The following is an 18,073-nucleotide window of genomic DNA, read 5'->3' as shown; positions in this document are numbered from 1 at the left end:
CTCTTCAGTCGTTAGAACAAAAACGTAACTAAGTATTATTTTGCTGATGACAGGGTGAAAAATAGCCAAACTTTACTCCCTGTATGCGATTTCAAAGAAATTAGTCGCGGTTTTTGCTTGCGAAAAAATATAAAATCGTTAATGTTCACAGGTAAGACCAGTTACATTGGGGCACGCAATGTTAGAACAAAAACTACAATTGAAGAATACAGATTTGCGAAATCGCTTGGTCATGGGCTCTATGCACACAGGCCTGGAAGAGGGATGGCATAACAGGAAGCGCTTAAAAGCCTTTTACGAGGAGCGAGCAAAGGGCGGTGTTGGCTTGATTATAACCGGAGGTTACAGCCCGAATTTGCGTGGCAAACTCACTCCAATTTCTTCTTCGTTTAACAGTCGCTATGACATTATCAAGCACCGTGCATACACCAGCGCTGTGCATGAGCATGGTGGTAAGATTTGCCTTCAGTTGTTACACGCAGGGCGATATGCTTACCATCCATTTAATGTTGCACCCAGCGAGATTAAAGCGCCGATTAATCCTTACACACCCAAATCTATGTCGCTGAGCATGATCCGCAATACAATTAAAGATTTTGCAAAATCCGCGAAGATGGCTGAAAAAGCTGGGTATGATGGCGTTGAAATCATGGGTTCTGAAGGCTATCTGATCAACGAATTTATGGCCGATCATACAAACAAGCGCCAGGATTTATACGGTGGCACGCTGGAAAATCGAATGCGTTTAGCCGTTGAGATAGTTCGTGCGGTGCGGGAAAAAGTCTCGGCCAAATTCATCATCGTATTTCGTTTGTCTGTGATGGATTTGATCCCCAATGGTTCCACAGCCGAAGAAGTCACAGCGCAGGCCAAAGCACTGGAAGAAGCCGGCGTCGATATTCTCAATACCGGCATTGGCTGGCACGAAGCGCGTGTTCCAACGATTGCCAGTATGGTACCTGCCGGTGCGTTTCGTGAAGCGTCAAAACGCCTTAAAGACGTCGTAGATATCCCGGTTGTTGCAGTTAATCGGATCAATACCCCTGATCTTGCAAATGATATTCTCAATCAGGGAGAGGCGGACCTGATTTCAATGGCGCGTCCTTTACTCGCCGATCCTGAGTTTTTCAACAAGTATGCACAAAACCAGAGCGAGCAAATTAATATTTGTATCGGCTGTAATCAGGGCTGTCTGGACCATGTTTTTAAAGGCAAACGGGCTACCTGTCTTGTCAATCCACAGGCAGGTTACGAGCTGGATTATCCTCTGGAGCGCACGAACAGCCCTAAACAGGTGTTGGTCGTGGGGGCGGGACCAGCAGGATTGTCTGCTAGCTGCTATCTGGCTAAAAAAGGTCATAAAGTAACTCTGATTGACAAGAATGAGCATGCAGGAGGTCAGTTTAATCTGGCCATGCGGATACCTGGTAAAGAAGACTTCAAGTACACTCTGAACTACTTCCTGAAAGAAGTTGAGCGTTTGGGTGTCGAGTTAAAACTTGGCTGCGAGTATGAGTCATCCATGGCGCAGTCATACGATGACATCGTATTTGCAACTGGGGTCAGCCCTCGACAATCCAGAATTACCTGTAGCGATGGTAAGCGTGTTTTTGCTTACGATGAGGTGATCCGCAAAGAAGTTGAGCTTGGTGATAAAATCGCGATTCTTGGTGCCGGTGGAATTGGCTTTGATATGGTCGCTTTTTTGGCTGAACAGGCAGACCAAAGCATAGAAGAATTCAAAGCGCAGTGGGGAATTGAATGCCAACCGTCAGACAGTGCGACAGGTAAGAAGCTCTATATGCTTAAGCGTAGCGAAGGTCGCTTTGGTAATAACTTAGGCAAAACGACGGGGTGGATCCACCGCGCGGTAGCCAAGCACCATAACGTCGAACAGATTGCCGAGTGCGAGTATATTTCATTCGATAATAAAGGCCTGCTCGTCAAACAAGGTGGTAAAGAGCGCGTTCTGGACGTAGACACTGTGGTTGCCTGTATTGGCCAGACATCGAACGATGCGTTGTTTGACAAAGACACTATGCCTGCGAATCAGCATGTCATCGGCGGCGCTAAGCTGGCGGCGGCTATTGATGCCAAAAGAGCTATCTATGAAGCCTTACAGGTAGCAAGAAAAATATAATCCATACTCTTTGCACAACAAAACACGGGTGGACCTTTGTATGGCACCCGTGTTTTGTGGCATTTAAAAAGCATGTCTGGTGCAATAAAAAACGGTGATTTAAGGTCTACACTCATAACATTAGTTATAACAGACTTTAAATATGCTCAAATCATTCTACCTTCTTTATCGCTCTCTTTTGGACAAAGTGTCTTTTCTTGATGGCCTGGCGCCTCTGATGCTTAGATTTATCCTGGCACCTGTCATGATCATTGCTGGATTCAGTAAACTGAATCTGACCAATACGGAGCTTGCCTGGTGGCAGCGTTTGCTTGCCGATGAAAATGTCGTTGCCTGGTTTGGTAACGCGCAGTGGGGACTTGGTTTACCAGCCCCGGATTTACTGGCTTTTTTGGCGGGGTGGACGGAATTTCTTGGTGGCTGGCTACTATTGATAGGCCTGGCTACTCGTCTGGTGTCTGTGCCACTTGCCGTGACTATGTTCATCGCTGCTACTCAAGTGCACTGGCATAACGGCTGGTTTTCGGTGGCACCAAGCAACCCGGATACCAGCGCAGCCCAGGTATTTGCCTGGCTTGGAAGTGATGCAGCTGAGCAGAGTTTGGAGGCCAGTAAAGAGGTCGCAGAGCGGCTGTCCCGCATCAAAGAAATTGTTGAGGCCAATGGATTACCAGAATACCTTTACGAGTACGGAAATCCGGTGATCCTGAACAATGGCATTGAGTTCGCTGCGATTTACTTTGCTATGCTGATAAGCCTGATATTTACAGGCGGCGGGCGTTTTTTCAGCCTGGATTACTGGCTTCGTAAGCATCTGGAGCCCAATAAGAATTATTTGCCGTAAATGGTTTTTAGCAACTGCTACTAAACTTTTAGACCTTTGTCGCGTTAGAATAATGAGCGAACAGAATTATTAGGAATTACAAATGGATGCCATTGAATTATTATTAACGCGACAATCAGACAGCAACTTGTCCTTTCCGGGACCTAGTGCAGAGCAACTTGAGGTGATAAAAAAAGCAGCGCTTAAGGTGCCTGATCACGGAGGTTTAAAGCCATGGCGCTTTATTTTAGTAGAGGAGCAGGGCAGAGAGAAGCTGGGTGAGATATTCTATCAGGCTGCAGTAGAGGAACAGCAAGAGCAACGCATTATCGACCGTGCCAAAGCACTACCTGAACGTGCCCCTATGTTGATCATCGCCGTTTCCCCCTATGTAGAGCACCCCAAAGTACCCAGGATCGAGCAAATTGAAAGCGCAGCTTGTAGTGTGTTTGCTATGCAGCAAGCGGCTTTTGCTCAGGGTCTGTCTGGTGTCTGGAGAACCGGTTATTTTGCTCAAAGTGCATCCGTTAAGCGCCAGCTTGGCCTGAGTGAGCAGGATGAGATTGTTGGTTATCTGTATCTTGGCACTCCGACAGTTCAATGTACTAAGCCTGTCAGACATCAGCCGGAAGACTTTTTCACTCAGCTATAGTTAAATCGCCCCAGTATAGCGAAGCGACATAGTGTCAGGTTGGGGCGGTTCCTCCAGATAATCACATCCTGCTTGTACCAGGTCGCTTTCAGGCTCACTCATTGCACAGGTGAAAGTATCGAGGCGAAATATCTTGAAGATGGGTAGGTCGTCTGGAAAAGAAAATGCCGCCAGATGGCGGCATTGGGCTCAGATAGGAACTGTTTGTCTTTGGCTATTAGCGTGTAAGATAAACAGAGCCTACAAACTTAGAAATATCCACGGATCCCTAACTTGAAGTTACGCCCTGGCAGTGGTGCCTGCTCTTTGATAAACGAGCTGTGTACAAAGCCCAGTTCATCCGTGATGTTGTCGACATTCACATAACCAACCAAGTCGACACCCGACAAGCTGAAGTCATAGCTAAAGCTGGCATTGAGTAGAGTATAGCTGTCGGTCTTAGTTTCTGATTGCGCTAATTTGTCTTGTGTCATGTAATGTGTGGCGCTTAGCTCGGCTGAGAAATCTTCCAATTCAAAACGGTAGCTTGTACCCAGCTTGTTAGCCGGAATACGTGGCAAGTATTCGCCAGAATCAAGCTCTGCTCTCAGGTGATCACCATAGACCTTAATACGGTTACGCGCGTCAATCTGATAATGGGCATCAAACTCAAACCCATACAGCTCTGCATCGGCGCTTTCAAACTGGTACACAGGCAAAGCACCCTCATGGTGATGATCAGCGAGCTCTATACCGTGTTCGCCTGTGTACATGTAACCTGTGTTACGCTGGTAATAGTAGTTCGAAACGTCATTGTAGAAAAAGTTTACTGTGTAACCAAAATCGCCAATAAAGCGTCTAAAGCTGATATCCAGGTTCGTCGATCTTTCCTGTTCGATGTTTTCTGGCTCAAAGTGTACTTCATCGCCTTCAATGTGGTAACCAAGACCCAGCTCGTATGTAGAAGTGGCAATATGCAGGCCGTTTGACAGCAGCTCGGCAGTCAGAGGTGCTCGCTCCGATCGAGACAGGTTAACGGCAACATTGTGGCCTTCAGTATAATCATATACCGCACCAATTGAGGCACTGAAGTTTGTGGTATCCAGTGTATAGTTGATGATTTCGGCAACATGCTCATCTTCGTGACCCTCATGCTCATCGTGGTCATCATGATCATGTTCGTCGTGCTCATCGTGACCTGATGCAAAGTTGCTCGACAGCGCAAAGTCTTCAACACGTGCACCTAGCTCTAACGTCACATCACCAAAACGACGTTCTTCAAGCACGTAAAGGGCATGTGTTTTTGTGTTAGTCGCCGGGGTAAACGCTTCCGCGCCTTCAGCGGCGTAGTCACTGTCAGAGAAGTGATAACCGATAATGCCGTGCCACTCGCCCAATCTGTGCTCGATATTCGTTCTCAGCTCAGTTGTTTCGTTGCTGAAGCGCGTGCCTACAGCACCATGCTCAATTTCGGCATGTTCATAATCGGTAAAGCCTGCGCGCACCTGAATAGACTCGATCCAGTTATTATGCAGCGCGTAGTTAAACAGGACTTGCCATCTGTCTTGTTTAACACGCGCGAAAACTGCTTCTTCTTCTGCGCCATGTGCATGATCGTGCTCGTCTTCGCTATGGTCATCATGGTCGTCATGAGCATGTTCGTCGTGGTCATCATGGTCGTGCTCGTCGCCATGGTCGTGATGTTCATGAGAGTGGGCAGGGATCCCATAGTCTGTTTCAATGCGACCGTAAGATAAGCCAACCGTTAGGTGATCGCCAACGAAGCTGGTACCAATATTAAATTGCTTGGAGTCGATGAAGGTATTAGCTACACGCTCTGCGTATTCAGTCTCGCCATGTGACTCTTCACCATGTTCTTCTTCTGCATGCTCGTCGTGACCATGTTCCTCATGCTCGTCGTGACCATGTTCCTCATGCTCATCATGATGCGCTTCATCGTGGTCATGATCTTCATGCTCTTCGCCCGGCAAAGCAAAACGCGGTGTTTCATAGTCACCGCCTTTGCGCGTTACGCCGTCAAAGTGGAAGTTGAAACCGTTGTTACCGGCTTCAAATAACGCGGCCACTGTATTGGTGTTTGAATTAGTGTCGTGGCTGAATTCAGCTGCGCCCTGAACTCCCTCGATCACATCAGTGGGGATGCGGTTATCAACCACATTAACGACACCTCCAATGGCGCCTGAGCCATAAAGCAAAGTAGCAGGGCCACGTAGTACTTCAATTTGCTGTGCTGCCAGAGAGTCATTGGTGTTGGCGTGATCAGGTCCAACGCGTGATGCATCACTGCTGTCCAGACCGTTTTGGGTGATCTTTACGCGCGGACCGTCTAAACCACGAATGATCGGGCTAGAGGAAACTGGTCCAAAATAGCTGGCGTTAATACCTGGCAGTTGTTTTAGCGTTTCACCAAGCGTAGGCTTGGCACTGTTTTTCAGCTCATCACCACCAAGTACGGCCACAGGTGATGCCATTTCGATGTTGCTCTTGTGCAGCGCAGAGGCATACACAACAACGCTCTCAACCGAGCTGGGTGCCAGCTTCACGGTAACGTATGGAGAGTCTGCAGAGACGTCAATACGCTCATTGATAAAGTTGTCTTTGCTGACATGCAGCTGTGAATCCTGATCGACATTAATGCTAAACTGACCGTTGATATCGGTTTTAACGGACTGCGACTTACCGTGCAAATGTACGGTGGCATTCGGAACAGGTTGATTGTTGGTATCCAGCACTTTACCTTTCAGTTGTGCTGCAGAGGCTTGAGAGGAAAAAATTGCGCTGGTAATGGCAAATGTGATTAAAGACTGCTTAAACATAACACTCATTCTGGATTGTTTATACTTGCAATAATATAACACTGCATTATTGCGGTTTCAATGATGTTATACTATCTCTTTAAGTTTGCATTATTTTGACGGCTTCATATAGTTAAAGTAATAGGTTCAGGTACACATATCATGGCTGATCTCTTTGTTTTTAAAGTGCGGATGAACATTGCAGACTTGTTCCATCGCTCACATCATCAGGAAGTGTTCACCGCAGCGTTGCAAAAAGCCGAAACGCTGGAGCACTTTGTGTTGAAGTTAATCGGTTTCTGTGGCTTGTCGTATCTTGATAACGTGCACTGGCTGGGGGTGAGAGAGAAAAATCAACCCGATGTATGGCTTGAAAATACGCACGGGAAAATTGAGGTTGCACTGTATGTTGGTGAGCCCAGCCTGGGTGAATTGCAAAAGTATCGTAAGCATGCAGATAAAGTGGTCTGTCTGGTGGCCGATGCAGATGCCTGGTACAAGGAACTCTCTCCCCACTTGATTGCGATGCAGGACATTCGTATTTTTTCTTTATCGGCGGAGTTTGTGAGTCAGCTGGCTGGGGCACTGTCACGCAGCCTGCACTGGGATGTGATCATTGATAATGGCGTGATAAGTGTCAGTGATAAAGTGGATTATTACCAAAGTGAGATCATTAAACTACACTAGCTTAATGATCACATCTGTGATGGGTTTGCTGCAGCAGAGCAGAATTTCGCCATCACGCACAAACGCCAAAGGCTCTTGATTATAAGCAATCTTACCCCGGCAAAGCTTGGCGCGACAGGCACCACAAAACCCCTCGCGACATTGATAGGCGACCTCAACTTGATTTGCTTCTAATGTAGCCAGGAGTGAAGGGGAGTGAGCCGCATGTAATAGCGGCTCTTTTTCTGGGTCAAGAAAGATCTTTTTGACTGGCCTGTCTGTCATTACAGATCAAAGTCACCAAAGTCAGAGGCATCGACTTCTGAGTCGATCTGACCAACCAGATAAGAACTAATCTCTGCTTCTTGTGGGGCAACCTGAACGTTGTCAGAGACTAACCACGCATTGATCCAGGGGATTGGGTTACTGTTGCTTTCAAACTGTGTTGGCAGGCCAACCGCAGTCATGCGTACATTGGTGATGTATTCAACATATTGACACAGAATGTCTTTATTAAGACCAATCATAGAACCATCTTTAAACAGGTATTCAGCCCATTCTTTTTCCTGCTCTGCGGCTTCTACGAACATCTGAATAGCTTGCTCCTGACATTGCGCTGCAACGATGGCCATTTCCGGGTCGTCTTTGCCGTCTTGCATGATATTCAGAATATGCTGTGTACCAGACAGGTGGAGTGCTTCATCGCGGGCAATCAATTTGATGATCTTTGCATTACCTTCCATCAACTCACGCTCTGCAAATGCAAAAGAGCAGGCAAAACTCACATAAAAACGAATGGCTTCAAGAATATTTACTGACATGATGCACAGATAGAGCATTTTCTTCAGCTCAAACAGGTTAATATGCACTGTTTCGCCGTTGACTTCGTGCTTACCTTCACCGTACAGATTGTACAGAGAAACCTTCTCGATTAACTCGTCATAGTGTTTAGTCACGGCCTCTGCACGCTCACTGATCTTATCGTTCTCGACGATATCATCGAAGATAAGCTCGGGCGATTTTGTCACATTGCGAATAATGTGCGTGTATGAGCGACTGTGAATGGTTTCACTGAATGCCCAGGTTTCAATCCAGGTTTCCAGCTCAGGGATAGATACGATAGGCAACAAAGCCACGTTTGGAGAACGCCCCTGGACACTGTCTAACAGAGTTTGATACTTCAGGTTACTCAGGAAAATGTGCTTTTCGTGCTCTGGTAATGCCTGAAAGTCTAACCTGTCTTTGCTTACATCGACTTCTTCTGGTCGCCAGAAAAAAGACAACTGCTTTTCAATCAGCTTCTCGAAAATAGGGTACTTCTGCTGATCATAACGGGAGACATTAACAGACTGACCGAAAAACATCGGTTCCTGTAATTGATCGTTGTGGGTTCTGTTAAACGTAGAATACGACATAGATAATTCTCGACACCAAAAAAGAGCGGGTAAAATACCCGCTGACCAAGATTAGATTTTACAAGCGCCGCCTGCACAATCATCGTCTTCAACCTCAGGTTTCATTTCATCCTGAGCATCCGATGCACCGTCTCGGGTGTTGTGGTAATACAGGGTTTTCACACCCAGTTTGTATGCAGTTAGCAAATCTTTGAGCAACAGCTTCATAGGTACTTTACCACCCTCAAACTTAGTAGGGTCGTAGTTCGTGTTTGCAGAGATAGTTTGGTCAACAAACTTTTGCATAATACCTACCAGGCCAAGGTAGCCATCGTTTGATGGGATATCCCATAACAGCTCGTAGTTGCCCTTCAGTCTTTCGTACTCAGGCACAACTTGCTTTAGGATACCATCTTTACTGGCCTTAACGCTAATGTGACCGCGAGGTGGCTCGATGCCGTTAGTTGCGTTTGAGATCTGTGAAGAGGTCTCAGATGGCATCAATGCAGACAAGGTCGAGTTACGCATGCCATATTGCATAATGTCTTGGCGCAGTGCATCCCAATCCAGATGTAGCGGCTCGTTACAGATATTGTCGACATCTTTTTTGTAGGTATCAATTGGCATAATACCTTTTGCGTACGTTGTTTCATTGAACTTAGGACATGCGCCGCGTTCCTGAGCCAGCTTGTTAGACGCTTTCATCAGGTAGTACTGAATCGCTTCAAACGTTCTGTGGGTCAGGCCGTTAGCACTGCCATCTGAATATTTTACGCCATTCTTAGCCAGGTAGTAGGCAAAGTTGATAACACCAATACCCAGTGTACGGCGACCCATAGTCGCATTTTTTGCAGCCGGAACAGGGTAGTCCTGGAAGTCAAGCAAATTGTCCAAAGCGCGAACAGCCAATTCTGCTAACTCTTCAAGCTCATCCAGGCTGCTGATAGCACCCAGGTTAAAGGCCGATAAGGTACACAGTGCAATTTCGCCTTCTTCATCATTAACATGACTGAGCGGCTTAGTTGGCAGTGCAATCTCAAGGCACAGGTTAGACTGGCGGATAGGCGCAACTTTGGCATCAAACGGGCTGTGCGTGTTGCAGTGATCTACGTTTTGCAGGTAGATACGACCCGTGCTTGCACGCTCCTGAGCGAACATAGAAAACAGCTCAAGTGCCTTTATGCGTTTCTTACGGATAGACTCGTCTTGTTCGTACTGTACATACAGGCGCTCGAATTTTTCTTGGTCTTCAAAGAAAGCATCGTATAAGCCTGGGACATCTGACGGGCTGAACAAAGTAATGTAGTCATCTTTAATCAGGCGAGAGTACATGGTTTTATTGAACTGAACGCCATAATCCAAGTGTCTGACTCGGTTTTCTTCAACACCACGGTTGTTTTTCAGCACCAGTAGGTTTTCAACTTCCAGGTGCCAAAGCGGGTAGAACAGTGTTGCTGCACCGCCACGCACACCACCTTGAGAGCAGCTCTTTACGGCTGTCTGGAAGTGTTTATAAAAAGGAATACATCCTGTGTGGAATGCTTCGCCATTGCGAATAGGGCTACCCAGCGCACGAATTCGACCTGCGTTGACACCGATCCCTGCGCGTTGGCTCACGTATTTTACGATTGCGGATGAAGTGGCATTAATCGAATCCAGGCTGTCTGCTGTTTCAATCAGGACGCATGAGCTGAACTGACGAGTTGGTGTCCGCACGCCAGACATGATAGGTGTTGGCAACGAAATTTTGAATTGCGAAACGGCATCGTAAAAGCGTTTGATGTAGTCAAGGCGCGTTTCTTTTGGGTAATCTGAGAACAGGCTGGCAGCAACCAAAATATACAAGAACTGAGCGCTCTCATAGATTTCACCAGTCACGCGGTTCTGCACCAGATATTTACCTTCAAGTTGTTTTACCGCTGCATAGCTGAACGACATATCACGGTCATGATCAAGGAAGTCGTTAAGTTGCTCATATTCTTCACGGGTATAATCGGTAAGCAGACCTGCATCGTAGCGCTTATCTTCAACCAGTTTAGTGACATGGTCGTAGAGGTGAGGCGGTTCGAACTGGCCATAAGCCTTTTTACGTAAATGGAATACCGCCAGACGTGCCGCTAGATATTGATAATCTGGTGTGTCTTTTGAAATAAGGTCGGCAGCTGCTTTGATGATAGTTTCATGAATGTCTTCTGTGCGAATGCCATCATAAAACTGAATGTGAGACTTAAGCTCTACCTGAGAAACCGATACGTTATTCAGGCCTTCGGCAGCCCAGTTTATCACTCGATGAATTTTATCTAAATCAAGCGGCTCTTTACGGCCGTTTCGTTTACTGACAGATAATTGTTGGTTCATAGCTACGCCTGTATTCCCCCGGAATGCGGTAATTTTCATCGCATATTCATAATTGCTTAGCATTTCACCACTATATATGGTGTCCGCTAGAAAGAGGATCACAAGATAGTGGGGTTAGCGTCATTTTGCAATAGAACAACTTTCTATGGATTGTGGATAACATAGGGATAATATTTTTATGTTAGCAAATACTAACCTTCTGCTATCCAACGACGCTGTAAGCAAAAAAAAATCAACTCACGCCAGCCGATTTTTCGCTTTTTTTAAGAAATTTTCGCAAATTGCGCGACTGTTTTTTTTCTGCGCAAGTTTGTTCTCAATATAGTATAAAACACAATATATAGTGGTGTTTTATTATTAAGGGCACTAAATATAAGAAAAGATCGATTCTGGGTTAGTAAGATCCAGATCCGCAGACCAGCTTTGTGCTTCTTCCAGGGATGGAATAAAGCCCCATAAAGCGGCGGCAGATCTCATTCCTGCGGCTTTGGCTGCGGCAATATCGCGAGCAGCGTCCCCCACATATATACATTGCCCAGGGTTAACACCCAGTTTCTCTGCCACAAGCAATAGAGGTTCAGGGTGGGGTTTAGCAACTTCTAAGGTATCGCCACAGACAACCACCTCAATGTCTCTGAGTGCGGTGATCTGTGCTAGTAAAGGTAGGGTCAGAAAGGTTGGCTTATTGGTCATAATGCCCGTTTTTATCCCTTTCTGCGCAAGAGTCTCCAATAAAGACTCAACCCCTTTAAAACAGTGTGAGTGAACCGCCAGATTTTGTGCATAGTAGTCTAGCACTTCTTGCTTGAGGGTTTCGAAGTCGAATTCGTTCAGCTTATTGCCAAAGCCAACTTCTAATAGCGCTTTTACTCCATTGGAAATCGCAGGGCTATATTTTGCACGATCGACTTGCGCCATACCGTGCTTTTTCAAAACGTGATTCAGTGCACTACCCAGGTCATCACTGGTGTCGAGCAATGTCCCATCGAGGTCAAATATTACGGCCTGTGTCATGCGAGCTTCTCAAAATGTAGTAGGTAATTGACACTGACATCATTGGTCAGTGTAAAGGTTTTACCAAACGGGTTGTAGTTAATCCCGGCAGCACGACGTACTTTCAGGCCTTCTGCTTCAGCCCAGCCAATCAAAGTTGAGGGGCGAATAAATTTATTGTGGTCATGGGTACCTGGAGGCACCATTTTTAATACTCGCTCCGCAGCAACGACAGCAAGTAAGAATGCTTTGTGCGTTTTATTCAAGGTCGAAAAAAATACATCAGCACCAGGTTTGGCTGCTTTTGCAACTGCTGCAACTATGGATGCCGGGTCAGGTACGTGTTCCAACATCTCCATACAAGTGACCACGTCAAACTGCTCGGGGTGATGTGCAGCGAATTCTTCAGCAGACACTTTACGGTAATCTATGCTCACCCCGGCTTCGAGCGCATGTAGTTTAGCAACGTTAAGTGGCTCCTGGCCCAAATCAATACCGTGCGCTTTGGCTCCAAGCTTTGCCATGCTTTCTGTCAGGATACCGCCGCCACAGCCGACATCCAGTACATTTTTCTCAAATAATCCGCCACAACGGTCATTGATAAAATCCAATCGCAGAGGATTGATATCGTGTAGTGGCTTAAATTCTCCTTCGCGGTCCCACCAGCGTTCTGCTATTTCTTCAAATTTCGCAATTTCACTTAAATCTACATTTTGATGTTCGGTCATAAAAAACTTCCTCGTTGAACTGAGGGCATTCTATCGGTATTGGATTAAATTTCCGAGTGATTTAGCCACTGCATTAGGGCAGAATCTATGATAGTATCCGCAGTCGAACTAATAATAATTGAGCCTTTTGATGTCCATAGTGTGACACAAAAGGGAAAGACTCTGAAGGAAAGTGGTATTAAATGACTGATCTTGCCAATGAAATCCTCCCGGTCAATATCGAAGACGAATTGAAAAATTCCTATCTTGATTACGCGATGAGCGTTATCGTTGGACGTGCGTTACCGGATGTCCGCGATGGCCTGAAGCCTGTACACCGTCGCGTGTTATTCGCAATGAACGAGTTGCGTAACGACTGGAACAAACCTTATAAGAAATCAGCCCGTGTTGTGGGTGATGTGATCGGTAAATACCACCCGCATGGTGATAGTGCGGTTTACGATACTATAGTTCGTATGGCACAGCCTTTTTCATTGCGCTACATGCTGGTAGATGGTCAGGGTAACTTCGGTTCTGTCGATGGTGACTCGGCAGCTGCGATGCGTTATACCGAAGTGCGTATGGCTAAAATGTCTCATGAGCTATTGGCCGATCTGGACAAAGAAACCGTCGACTATGTGCCTAACTATGATGGCACAGAGCAAATTCCTGATGTACTGCCAACAAAAGTACCTAACCTGCTAGTGAATGGTTCGTCTGGTATCGCGGTTGGTATGGCAACGAACATTCCACCTCATAACCTGACAGAAGTGATCAACGGCTGTCTGGCTGTGATCCAAAACCCTGACATCACTATCGATGAGCTGATTGATTATATCCCAGGTCCGGATTTCCCAACCGCAGCTATCATCAACGGTAAGAAGGGCATCGAGCAGGCCTATAAAACCGGCCGTGGTAAAGTCTATATTCGTGCCCGCGCAGAGATCGAAACCGACGAGAAAACCGGCAAAGAAACCATCATCGTCAATGAGATCCCATATCAGGTTAACAAAGCACGTTTGATTGAGAAAATCGCCGAGCTGGTTAAAGACAAAAAGGTGGAAGGGATTAGCGCACTACGTGACGAATCTGACAAAGACGGTATGCGTATCGTTATTGAGATTAAGCGTGGTGAAGTGGGCGAAGTGGTGTTGAACAACCTGTATGCCCAAACCCAGCTGCAAACTGTGTTTGGTATCAACATGGTTGCACTTGATAATAATCAGCCGAAGTGTTTCAACCTAAAAGAAATGCTCGAAGCCTTTATTGTGCATCGTCGTGAAGTTGTAACGCGTCGTACCGTTTATGACCTCCGTAAAGCACGCGACCGAGCGCATACGCTCGAAGGTCTGGCGATTGCACTGGCAAACATCGACCCTATTATTGAACTTATCCGTAAGTCACCAACTCCGGCAGAAGCAAAGGCAGCACTAACCGCACGTTCATGGGAGCTGGGTTCTGTGCGCTCTATGCTGGAGCGTGCTGGTGAAGAGAACGTGGCACGCCCAGACTGGCTTGATGCTGAGTTGGGGATCCGCGATGGTCAGTACTATCTGTCAGAGCAACAGGCCCAGGCTATTCTTGATTTACGCTTACATAAGCTTACAGGCCTTGAGCACGAAAAGATCCTGGGTGAATACCAGGAGCTGTTAGATTTAATTGCTGAGCTACTATTTATTTTGTCATCACCAGATCGTCTGATGGAAGTGATCCGTGACGAGCTGGCGGAAATAAAAGAAAACTATGGCGATGATCGTCGTACAGAGATTTCAGCAGCAGCACACGATATTAGCCTGGAAGATTTGATCAACGAAGAAGATGTGGTCGTAACCCTGTCTCATGAAGGCTATGTGAAATATCAGCCTCTGTCTGACTATGAAGCGCAGCGTCGCGGCGGCAAAGGTAAAGCTGCAACTAAGATGAAGGATGAAGACTTCATTGAACGTCTGCTGGTTGCCAACACTCACGATACGATTTTGTGTTTCTCCACCTCAGGGCGCCTGTACTGGCTGAAAGTGTATCAGTTGCCACTGGCATCACGTGCTGCACGTGGTAAGCCAATTGTTAACTTACTGCCGCTGGAAGCCGATGAGCGTATCACCACGATTCTGCCGGTTAAACAGTATGAAGACGATAAATTTGTACTGATGGCGACGGCCAATGGTGTAGTGAAGAAGACGCCATTGACAGCATACAGCCGTCAACGTGCAAGCGGGATTATCGCTATTAACCTGAATGACGGTGATAACCTGATAGGTGCAGATATCACTGATGGCACAAACGACATCATGCTATTCACTGACCATGGTAAAGTTGTTCGCTTCAACGAGAAGCTGCGCGATTCAGAAACCGGTGAAGTGAAGATTGACCCTGAAACAGGTGAAGAAATGATGGCGCTGCGCCCTATGGGTCGTACTGCGACAGGTGTTCGCGGTATTAAGATGCCTGATGACGTGAAAGTTGTTTCGTTAATTGTACCTAAGAATGACGGCGCCATTCTGACCGTGACCGAAAACGGTTATGGTAAGCGCACGCCACTCGAGGAGTATCCGGCGAAGAGTCGTGCAACCCAGGGGGTTGTGTCAATTAAGGTGACTGAGCGTAATGGTCGTGTGGTTGGAGCTGTACAAGTTCAGGACAATGACGAAATCATGTTGATCTCTAACCGTGGCACCTTGGTACGTACCCGAGTCAACGAGGTATCTACCGTTGGACGTAATACTCAGGGTGTTATCCTGATAAGAACGGTTGACGACGAGCAGGTAGTTGGTTTACAACGTATCGAAGAGATTGAAATCGACGATACCCTGGAAGGGGAAGCTGAGCTTGTTGAAACGCCTGACACTGAAGAGCAGGCACCAGAGTAATCTGGGGGAAGATAAAAAAGCGGCTTAGGCCGCTTTTTTATTATTTCGACAGACATAATGTGAGCGCACAACATTACGTTCTGTGCGTTTACAAAAATAATTAAATACACTGCCTGGTGCAGTATAAAAACTGGAATGAGGAAATTATGAGCGTTTATAACTTTTGTGCAGGTCCGGCGATGTTACCTCCTGCTGTTATGAAAAAAGCCCAACAAGAATTTATTAACTGGCAGAACCTTGGCGTCTCTGTCATGGAGATCAGTCACCGTTCAGCGCCATTTCTGGAGCTGGCCCGTGAATGTGAAGCAAGTTTACGCCGTCTGATGAATATTTCAGATGAATTTGAGGTGCTATTTATGCACGGTGGTGGTCGCGGCCACTTTGCGGCAGTGCCGCTTAACTTGCACCAGGACGATGCGCCCGGTGTTTACATTGAGAATGGTATCTGGTCCTGTGGTGCGACCAAAGAAGGTCAGAAATTCACTCAGGTAGAGGCGATTGATATTCGTCGTGATCAGGACGGTGTTTTCGATGTGCTGCCTGTGTCACAGTGGGATTTACCTGAAAATGCAGCATATATTCACTATTGCCCTAATGAAACCATTGATGGCATAGAGTTATTTGAGGTACCAAAGCATCCAACCGCGCCGATTGTCGCAGATATGTCTTCAAATATCCTGTCGCGTGAAATGAACGTAGACGACTTTGATTTGATTTACGCCGGTGCACAGAAAAACATTGGCCCATCAGGGCTGAGCATTGCAATTGTGCGTAAGACTCTGCTTGAGCGCAAAGGTCTGCCAAGACCTGCAATTCTGGATTACGCAATTGAAGCGCAACAGCAAAGTATGTACAACACGCCACCGACGTTTGCCTGGTACCTGGCCGCTGAGGTCTTTAAATATCTGGAGTCTATTGGTGGTGTTAAGGCGATGGAAGCACATAATAAAGAAAAAGCAGCGCTTCTGTACGATTACATCGACAGCTCGTCTTTCTATATGAACAAAGTTGCTAAACACTGTCGCTCCTTGATGAATGTACCATTTTGGCTGCACGATGAGACATTGAATGAAGAGTTCCTGGCACAGGCGCAGGAAAATGGCCTGATTGCATTGGAAGGCCACCGTTTTGTAGGCGGCATGCGAGCCAGTATCTACAACGCGATGCCCATTGAAGGGATTAAAGCCTTGATCGCATTTATGGAAAAATTTGCTCAGGAGAACAGCTGATGGAACAACTCAGGCTAAACGCGATTAACAAAGTGAACGGCAGCGTTACTTTGCCTGGATCTAAGAGCCTGTCAAACCGGGTTCTGTTACTGGCAGCCTTGTGTGATGGTGTCACAGAAGTGAACAATCTGCTCGACAGTGACGATATACGTCATATGTTGTTAGCACTTGCAGAGATGGGCGTAAATGTTGAGTTAAATGCGGATAAGACGTCTGCTCGTGTTTTTGGTCAGGGTGGACGTTTCAAAACCCCGTCTGAAGCTTTGTTTCTGGGTAACGCGGGAACTGCATTCAGGCCTCTGACTGCCGTACTGGCGGCATCAAAGGGCCAGTTCACTTTGATAGGTGAACCCAGAATGGAGGAGCGTCCCATTGGCCACTTAGTTGACGCATTACATACTTTAGGTGCCGACATAAAATATCTGAAAAATAAAGACTATCCACCTCTGCAGGTCAATGGAGGTGCAATTGAAGGTGGTGATGTTGAAATAGACGGTAGCATATCAAGTCAATTTTTGACCGCACTGCTTATGGCCGCTCCACTTTTTGTTAAAGATACAACCATCCGGATCAAAGGTGAGCTGGTCTCAAAGCCCTACATAGATATCACGCTGGGTGTAATGGCACAATTTGGCGTTACTGTTGAGCATGACAACTATCAGGTCTTTCATGTTAAAGGCCAGCAAGGCTATGTTTCTCCTGGCAGTATTATGGTTGAAGGGGATGCATCATCGGCATCATATTTTATTGCCGCAGCAGCCATTGCAGGTGGCGAAATCGAAATCAATGGTGTAGGGCGTAAGAGTGTTCAGGGAGATATCGGCTTTGCTTCTGTGATGGAGCAGGTGGGAGCGGATATTGATTGGTACGACGAAAAACTTGTGGTGCGTAAAGGTGAGCTCAACGGGGTTGATATTGACGCTAATGCGATTCCAGATGCTGCAATGACATTAGCGACCGTTGCCTTGTTTGCAAAAGGCAAAACGGCAATTCGTAATATCTATAACTGGCGTGTGAAAGAAACAGATCGTTTGTACGCGATGGCAACGGAGCTTAAGAAGGTTGGTGCAACGGTAACAGAAGGGCACGATTTCATCGAAATCACGCCGCCTGATACATTTCAGCTGGCAGAGATCGACACCTATAATGACCACCGTATTGCCATGTGTTTTTCCATGGTGGCTGTAGGTGGAGTGGATGTCATTATTAACGACCCGGGCTGTACGGCGAAAACTTTTCCAACTTACTTTGACGTTTTGTCTTCGGTTAGTCAGTAACATCGAACCGGCTGTTTAGTCGTTTTAGATAACTGATATTTGGCCACTCTCAGGTAACTTGTTACTGACGAACAGGTTACCTGTCATGCCTTTTGGCTCTACCTTCTTTGTGCTGTAAATTTAAAATCAAACAAAAAGTTACATGTCAATAAGGATCTATTCAGCAAACTTG

General features: G+C 46.5%; 13 protein-coding genes. 7 read left to right on the top strand and 6 right to left on the bottom strand.

Going from position 1 to position 18,073, the window contains the following annotated elements:
* The first annotated feature begins 178 nt into the window (after positions 1–178).
* The 3 genes from ELR70_RS15305 (at position 179) to ELR70_RS15295 (ending at position 3,615) form a co-directional block, all read left to right on the top strand.
* A complete protein-coding gene (locus ELR70_RS15305; RefSeq protein WP_054015009.1) occupies positions 179–2,140 on the top strand; it encodes an NADPH-dependent 2,4-dienoyl-CoA reductase in 1,962 nt (653 codons plus the stop codon).
* 142 nt (positions 2,141–2,282) lie between these two features.
* Positions 2,283–2,984 (top strand): DoxX family protein, encoded by a 702-nt coding sequence (locus tag ELR70_RS15300; protein ID WP_054015010.1) that lies wholly within the window; start codon positions 2,283–2,285, stop codon positions 2,982–2,984.
* A gap of 82 nt (positions 2,985–3,066) precedes the next feature.
* Positions 3,067–3,615: an NAD(P)H nitroreductase gene (locus ELR70_RS15295; RefSeq protein ID WP_054015011.1), complete on the top strand. Its 549-nt coding sequence runs from the start codon at positions 3,067–3,069 to the stop codon at positions 3,613–3,615.
* A gap of 248 nt (positions 3,616–3,863) precedes the next feature.
* On the opposite strand, the gene ELR70_RS15290 is transcribed toward ELR70_RS15295, so the two are convergent.
* Positions 3,864–6,431, bottom strand: coding sequence for a TonB-dependent receptor (locus ELR70_RS15290; RefSeq protein ID WP_054015012.1), 2,568 nt, complete (start codon positions 6,429–6,431; stop codon positions 3,864–3,866).
* Between the two features lie 141 nt (positions 6,432–6,572).
* On the opposite strand from ELR70_RS15290, the gene ELR70_RS15285 reads away from it, so the two are divergent.
* Positions 6,573–7,097 carry a YaeQ family protein gene (locus ELR70_RS15285; protein ID WP_054015013.1) on the top strand — a complete coding sequence of 175 codons (525 nt, stop codon included), beginning with the start codon at positions 6,573–6,575 and terminating at the stop codon, positions 7,095–7,097.
* Here ELR70_RS15285 and yfaE read toward each other — a convergent pair.
* The 5 genes from yfaE to ubiG form a co-directional block, all read right to left on the bottom strand.
* A complete protein-coding gene (yfaE, locus tag ELR70_RS15280) occupies positions 7,089–7,361 on the bottom strand; it encodes a class I ribonucleotide reductase maintenance protein YfaE (RefSeq protein WP_054015014.1) in 273 nt (90 codons plus the stop codon). The two genes, ELR70_RS15285 and yfaE, sit on opposite strands and share 9 nt — an antisense overlap.
* Positions 7,361–8,491 (bottom strand): class Ia ribonucleoside-diphosphate reductase subunit beta, encoded by a 1,131-nt coding sequence (gene nrdB / locus ELR70_RS15275; protein ID WP_054015015.1) that lies wholly within the window; start codon positions 8,489–8,491, stop codon positions 7,361–7,363. The genes yfaE and nrdB overlap by 1 nt, the downstream gene beginning before the upstream one ends.
* 51 nt (positions 8,492–8,542) lie before the next feature.
* Positions 8,543–10,828: a class 1a ribonucleoside-diphosphate reductase subunit alpha gene (gene nrdA / locus ELR70_RS15270; protein ID WP_054015016.1), complete on the bottom strand. Its 2,286-nt coding sequence runs from the start codon at positions 10,826–10,828 to the stop codon at positions 8,543–8,545.
* 366 nt (positions 10,829–11,194) lie between these two features.
* Positions 11,195–11,842, bottom strand: coding sequence for an HAD-IA family hydrolase (locus tag ELR70_RS15265; protein ID WP_054015017.1), 648 nt, complete (start codon positions 11,840–11,842; stop codon positions 11,195–11,197).
* Positions 11,839–12,549 carry a bifunctional 2-polyprenyl-6-hydroxyphenol methylase/3-demethylubiquinol 3-O-methyltransferase UbiG gene (gene ubiG, locus ELR70_RS15260; RefSeq protein ID WP_054015018.1) on the bottom strand — a complete coding sequence of 237 codons (711 nt, stop codon included), beginning with the start codon at positions 12,547–12,549 and terminating at the stop codon, positions 11,839–11,841. The genes ELR70_RS15265 and ubiG overlap by 4 nt, the downstream gene beginning before the upstream one ends.
* A gap of 182 nt (positions 12,550–12,731) precedes the next feature.
* On the opposite strand from ubiG, the gene gyrA reads away from it, so the two are divergent.
* From gyrA to aroA, 3 genes are all read left to right on the top strand, one after another.
* The gene (gene gyrA, locus ELR70_RS15255; RefSeq protein WP_054015019.1) at positions 12,732–15,395 is read left to right on the top strand and encodes a DNA topoisomerase (ATP-hydrolyzing) subunit A; all 2,664 of its coding nucleotides are present in this window, start codon (positions 12,732–12,734) and stop codon (positions 15,393–15,395) included.
* A gap of 146 nt (positions 15,396–15,541) precedes the next feature.
* The gene (serC, locus tag ELR70_RS15250) at positions 15,542–16,624 is read left to right on the top strand and encodes a 3-phosphoserine/phosphohydroxythreonine transaminase (protein ID WP_054015020.1); all 1,083 of its coding nucleotides are present in this window, start codon (positions 15,542–15,544) and stop codon (positions 16,622–16,624) included.
* On the top strand, positions 16,624–17,901 hold the full coding sequence (gene aroA / locus ELR70_RS15245) for a 3-phosphoshikimate 1-carboxyvinyltransferase (protein WP_054015021.1): 1,278 nt from the start codon (positions 16,624–16,626) through the stop codon (positions 17,899–17,901). The genes serC and aroA overlap by 1 nt, the downstream gene beginning before the upstream one ends.
* The last annotated feature ends 172 nt before the right edge of the window (positions 17,902–18,073 follow it).

The sequence above is a fragment of the Pseudoalteromonas sp. R3 genome, assembly GCF_004014715.1.
In the GTDB taxonomy this organism is placed as follows: domain Bacteria; phylum Pseudomonadota; class Gammaproteobacteria; order Enterobacterales; family Alteromonadaceae; genus Pseudoalteromonas.
The sequence above is the reverse complement of the archived record's forward strand: the minus strand, read 5'-3'. Positions and strand labels throughout refer to the sequence as shown.

Bases quoted from the DNA above. Each gene is read 5' to 3' on its own strand.
- nrdA (WP_054015016.1), bottom strand. From the start codon at position 10,828: ATGAACCAACAATTATCTGTCAGTAAACGAAACGGCCGTAAAGAGCCG.
- yfaE (WP_054015014.1), bottom strand. From the start codon at position 7,361: ATGACAGACAGGCCAGTCAAAAAGATCTTTCTTGACCCAGAAAAAGAG.
- ELR70_RS15305 (WP_054015009.1), top strand. From the start codon at position 179: ATGTTAGAACAAAAACTACAATTGAAGAATACAGATTTGCGAAATCGC.
- ELR70_RS15285 (WP_054015013.1), top strand. From the start codon at position 6,573: ATGGCTGATCTCTTTGTTTTTAAAGTGCGGATGAACATTGCAGACTTG.
- ubiG (WP_054015018.1), bottom strand. From the start codon at position 12,549: ATGACCGAACATCAAAATGTAGATTTAAGTGAAATTGCGAAATTTGAA.
- serC (WP_054015020.1), top strand. From the start codon at position 15,542: ATGAGCGTTTATAACTTTTGTGCAGGTCCGGCGATGTTACCTCCTGCT.
- nrdB (WP_054015015.1), bottom strand. From the start codon at position 8,491: ATGTCGTATTCTACGTTTAACAGAACCCACAACGATCAATTACAGGAA.
- gyrA (WP_054015019.1), top strand. From the start codon at position 12,732: ATGACTGATCTTGCCAATGAAATCCTCCCGGTCAATATCGAAGACGAA.
- aroA (WP_054015021.1), top strand. From the start codon at position 16,624: ATGGAACAACTCAGGCTAAACGCGATTAACAAAGTGAACGGCAGCGTT.
- ELR70_RS15290 (WP_054015012.1), bottom strand. From the start codon at position 6,431: ATGTTTAAGCAGTCTTTAATCACATTTGCCATTACCAGCGCAATTTTT.
- ELR70_RS15300 (WP_054015010.1), top strand. From the start codon at position 2,283: ATGCTCAAATCATTCTACCTTCTTTATCGCTCTCTTTTGGACAAAGTG.
- ELR70_RS15265 (WP_054015017.1), bottom strand. From the start codon at position 11,842: ATGACACAGGCCGTAATATTTGACCTCGATGGGACATTGCTCGACACC.
- ELR70_RS15295 (WP_054015011.1), top strand. From the start codon at position 3,067: ATGGATGCCATTGAATTATTATTAACGCGACAATCAGACAGCAACTTG.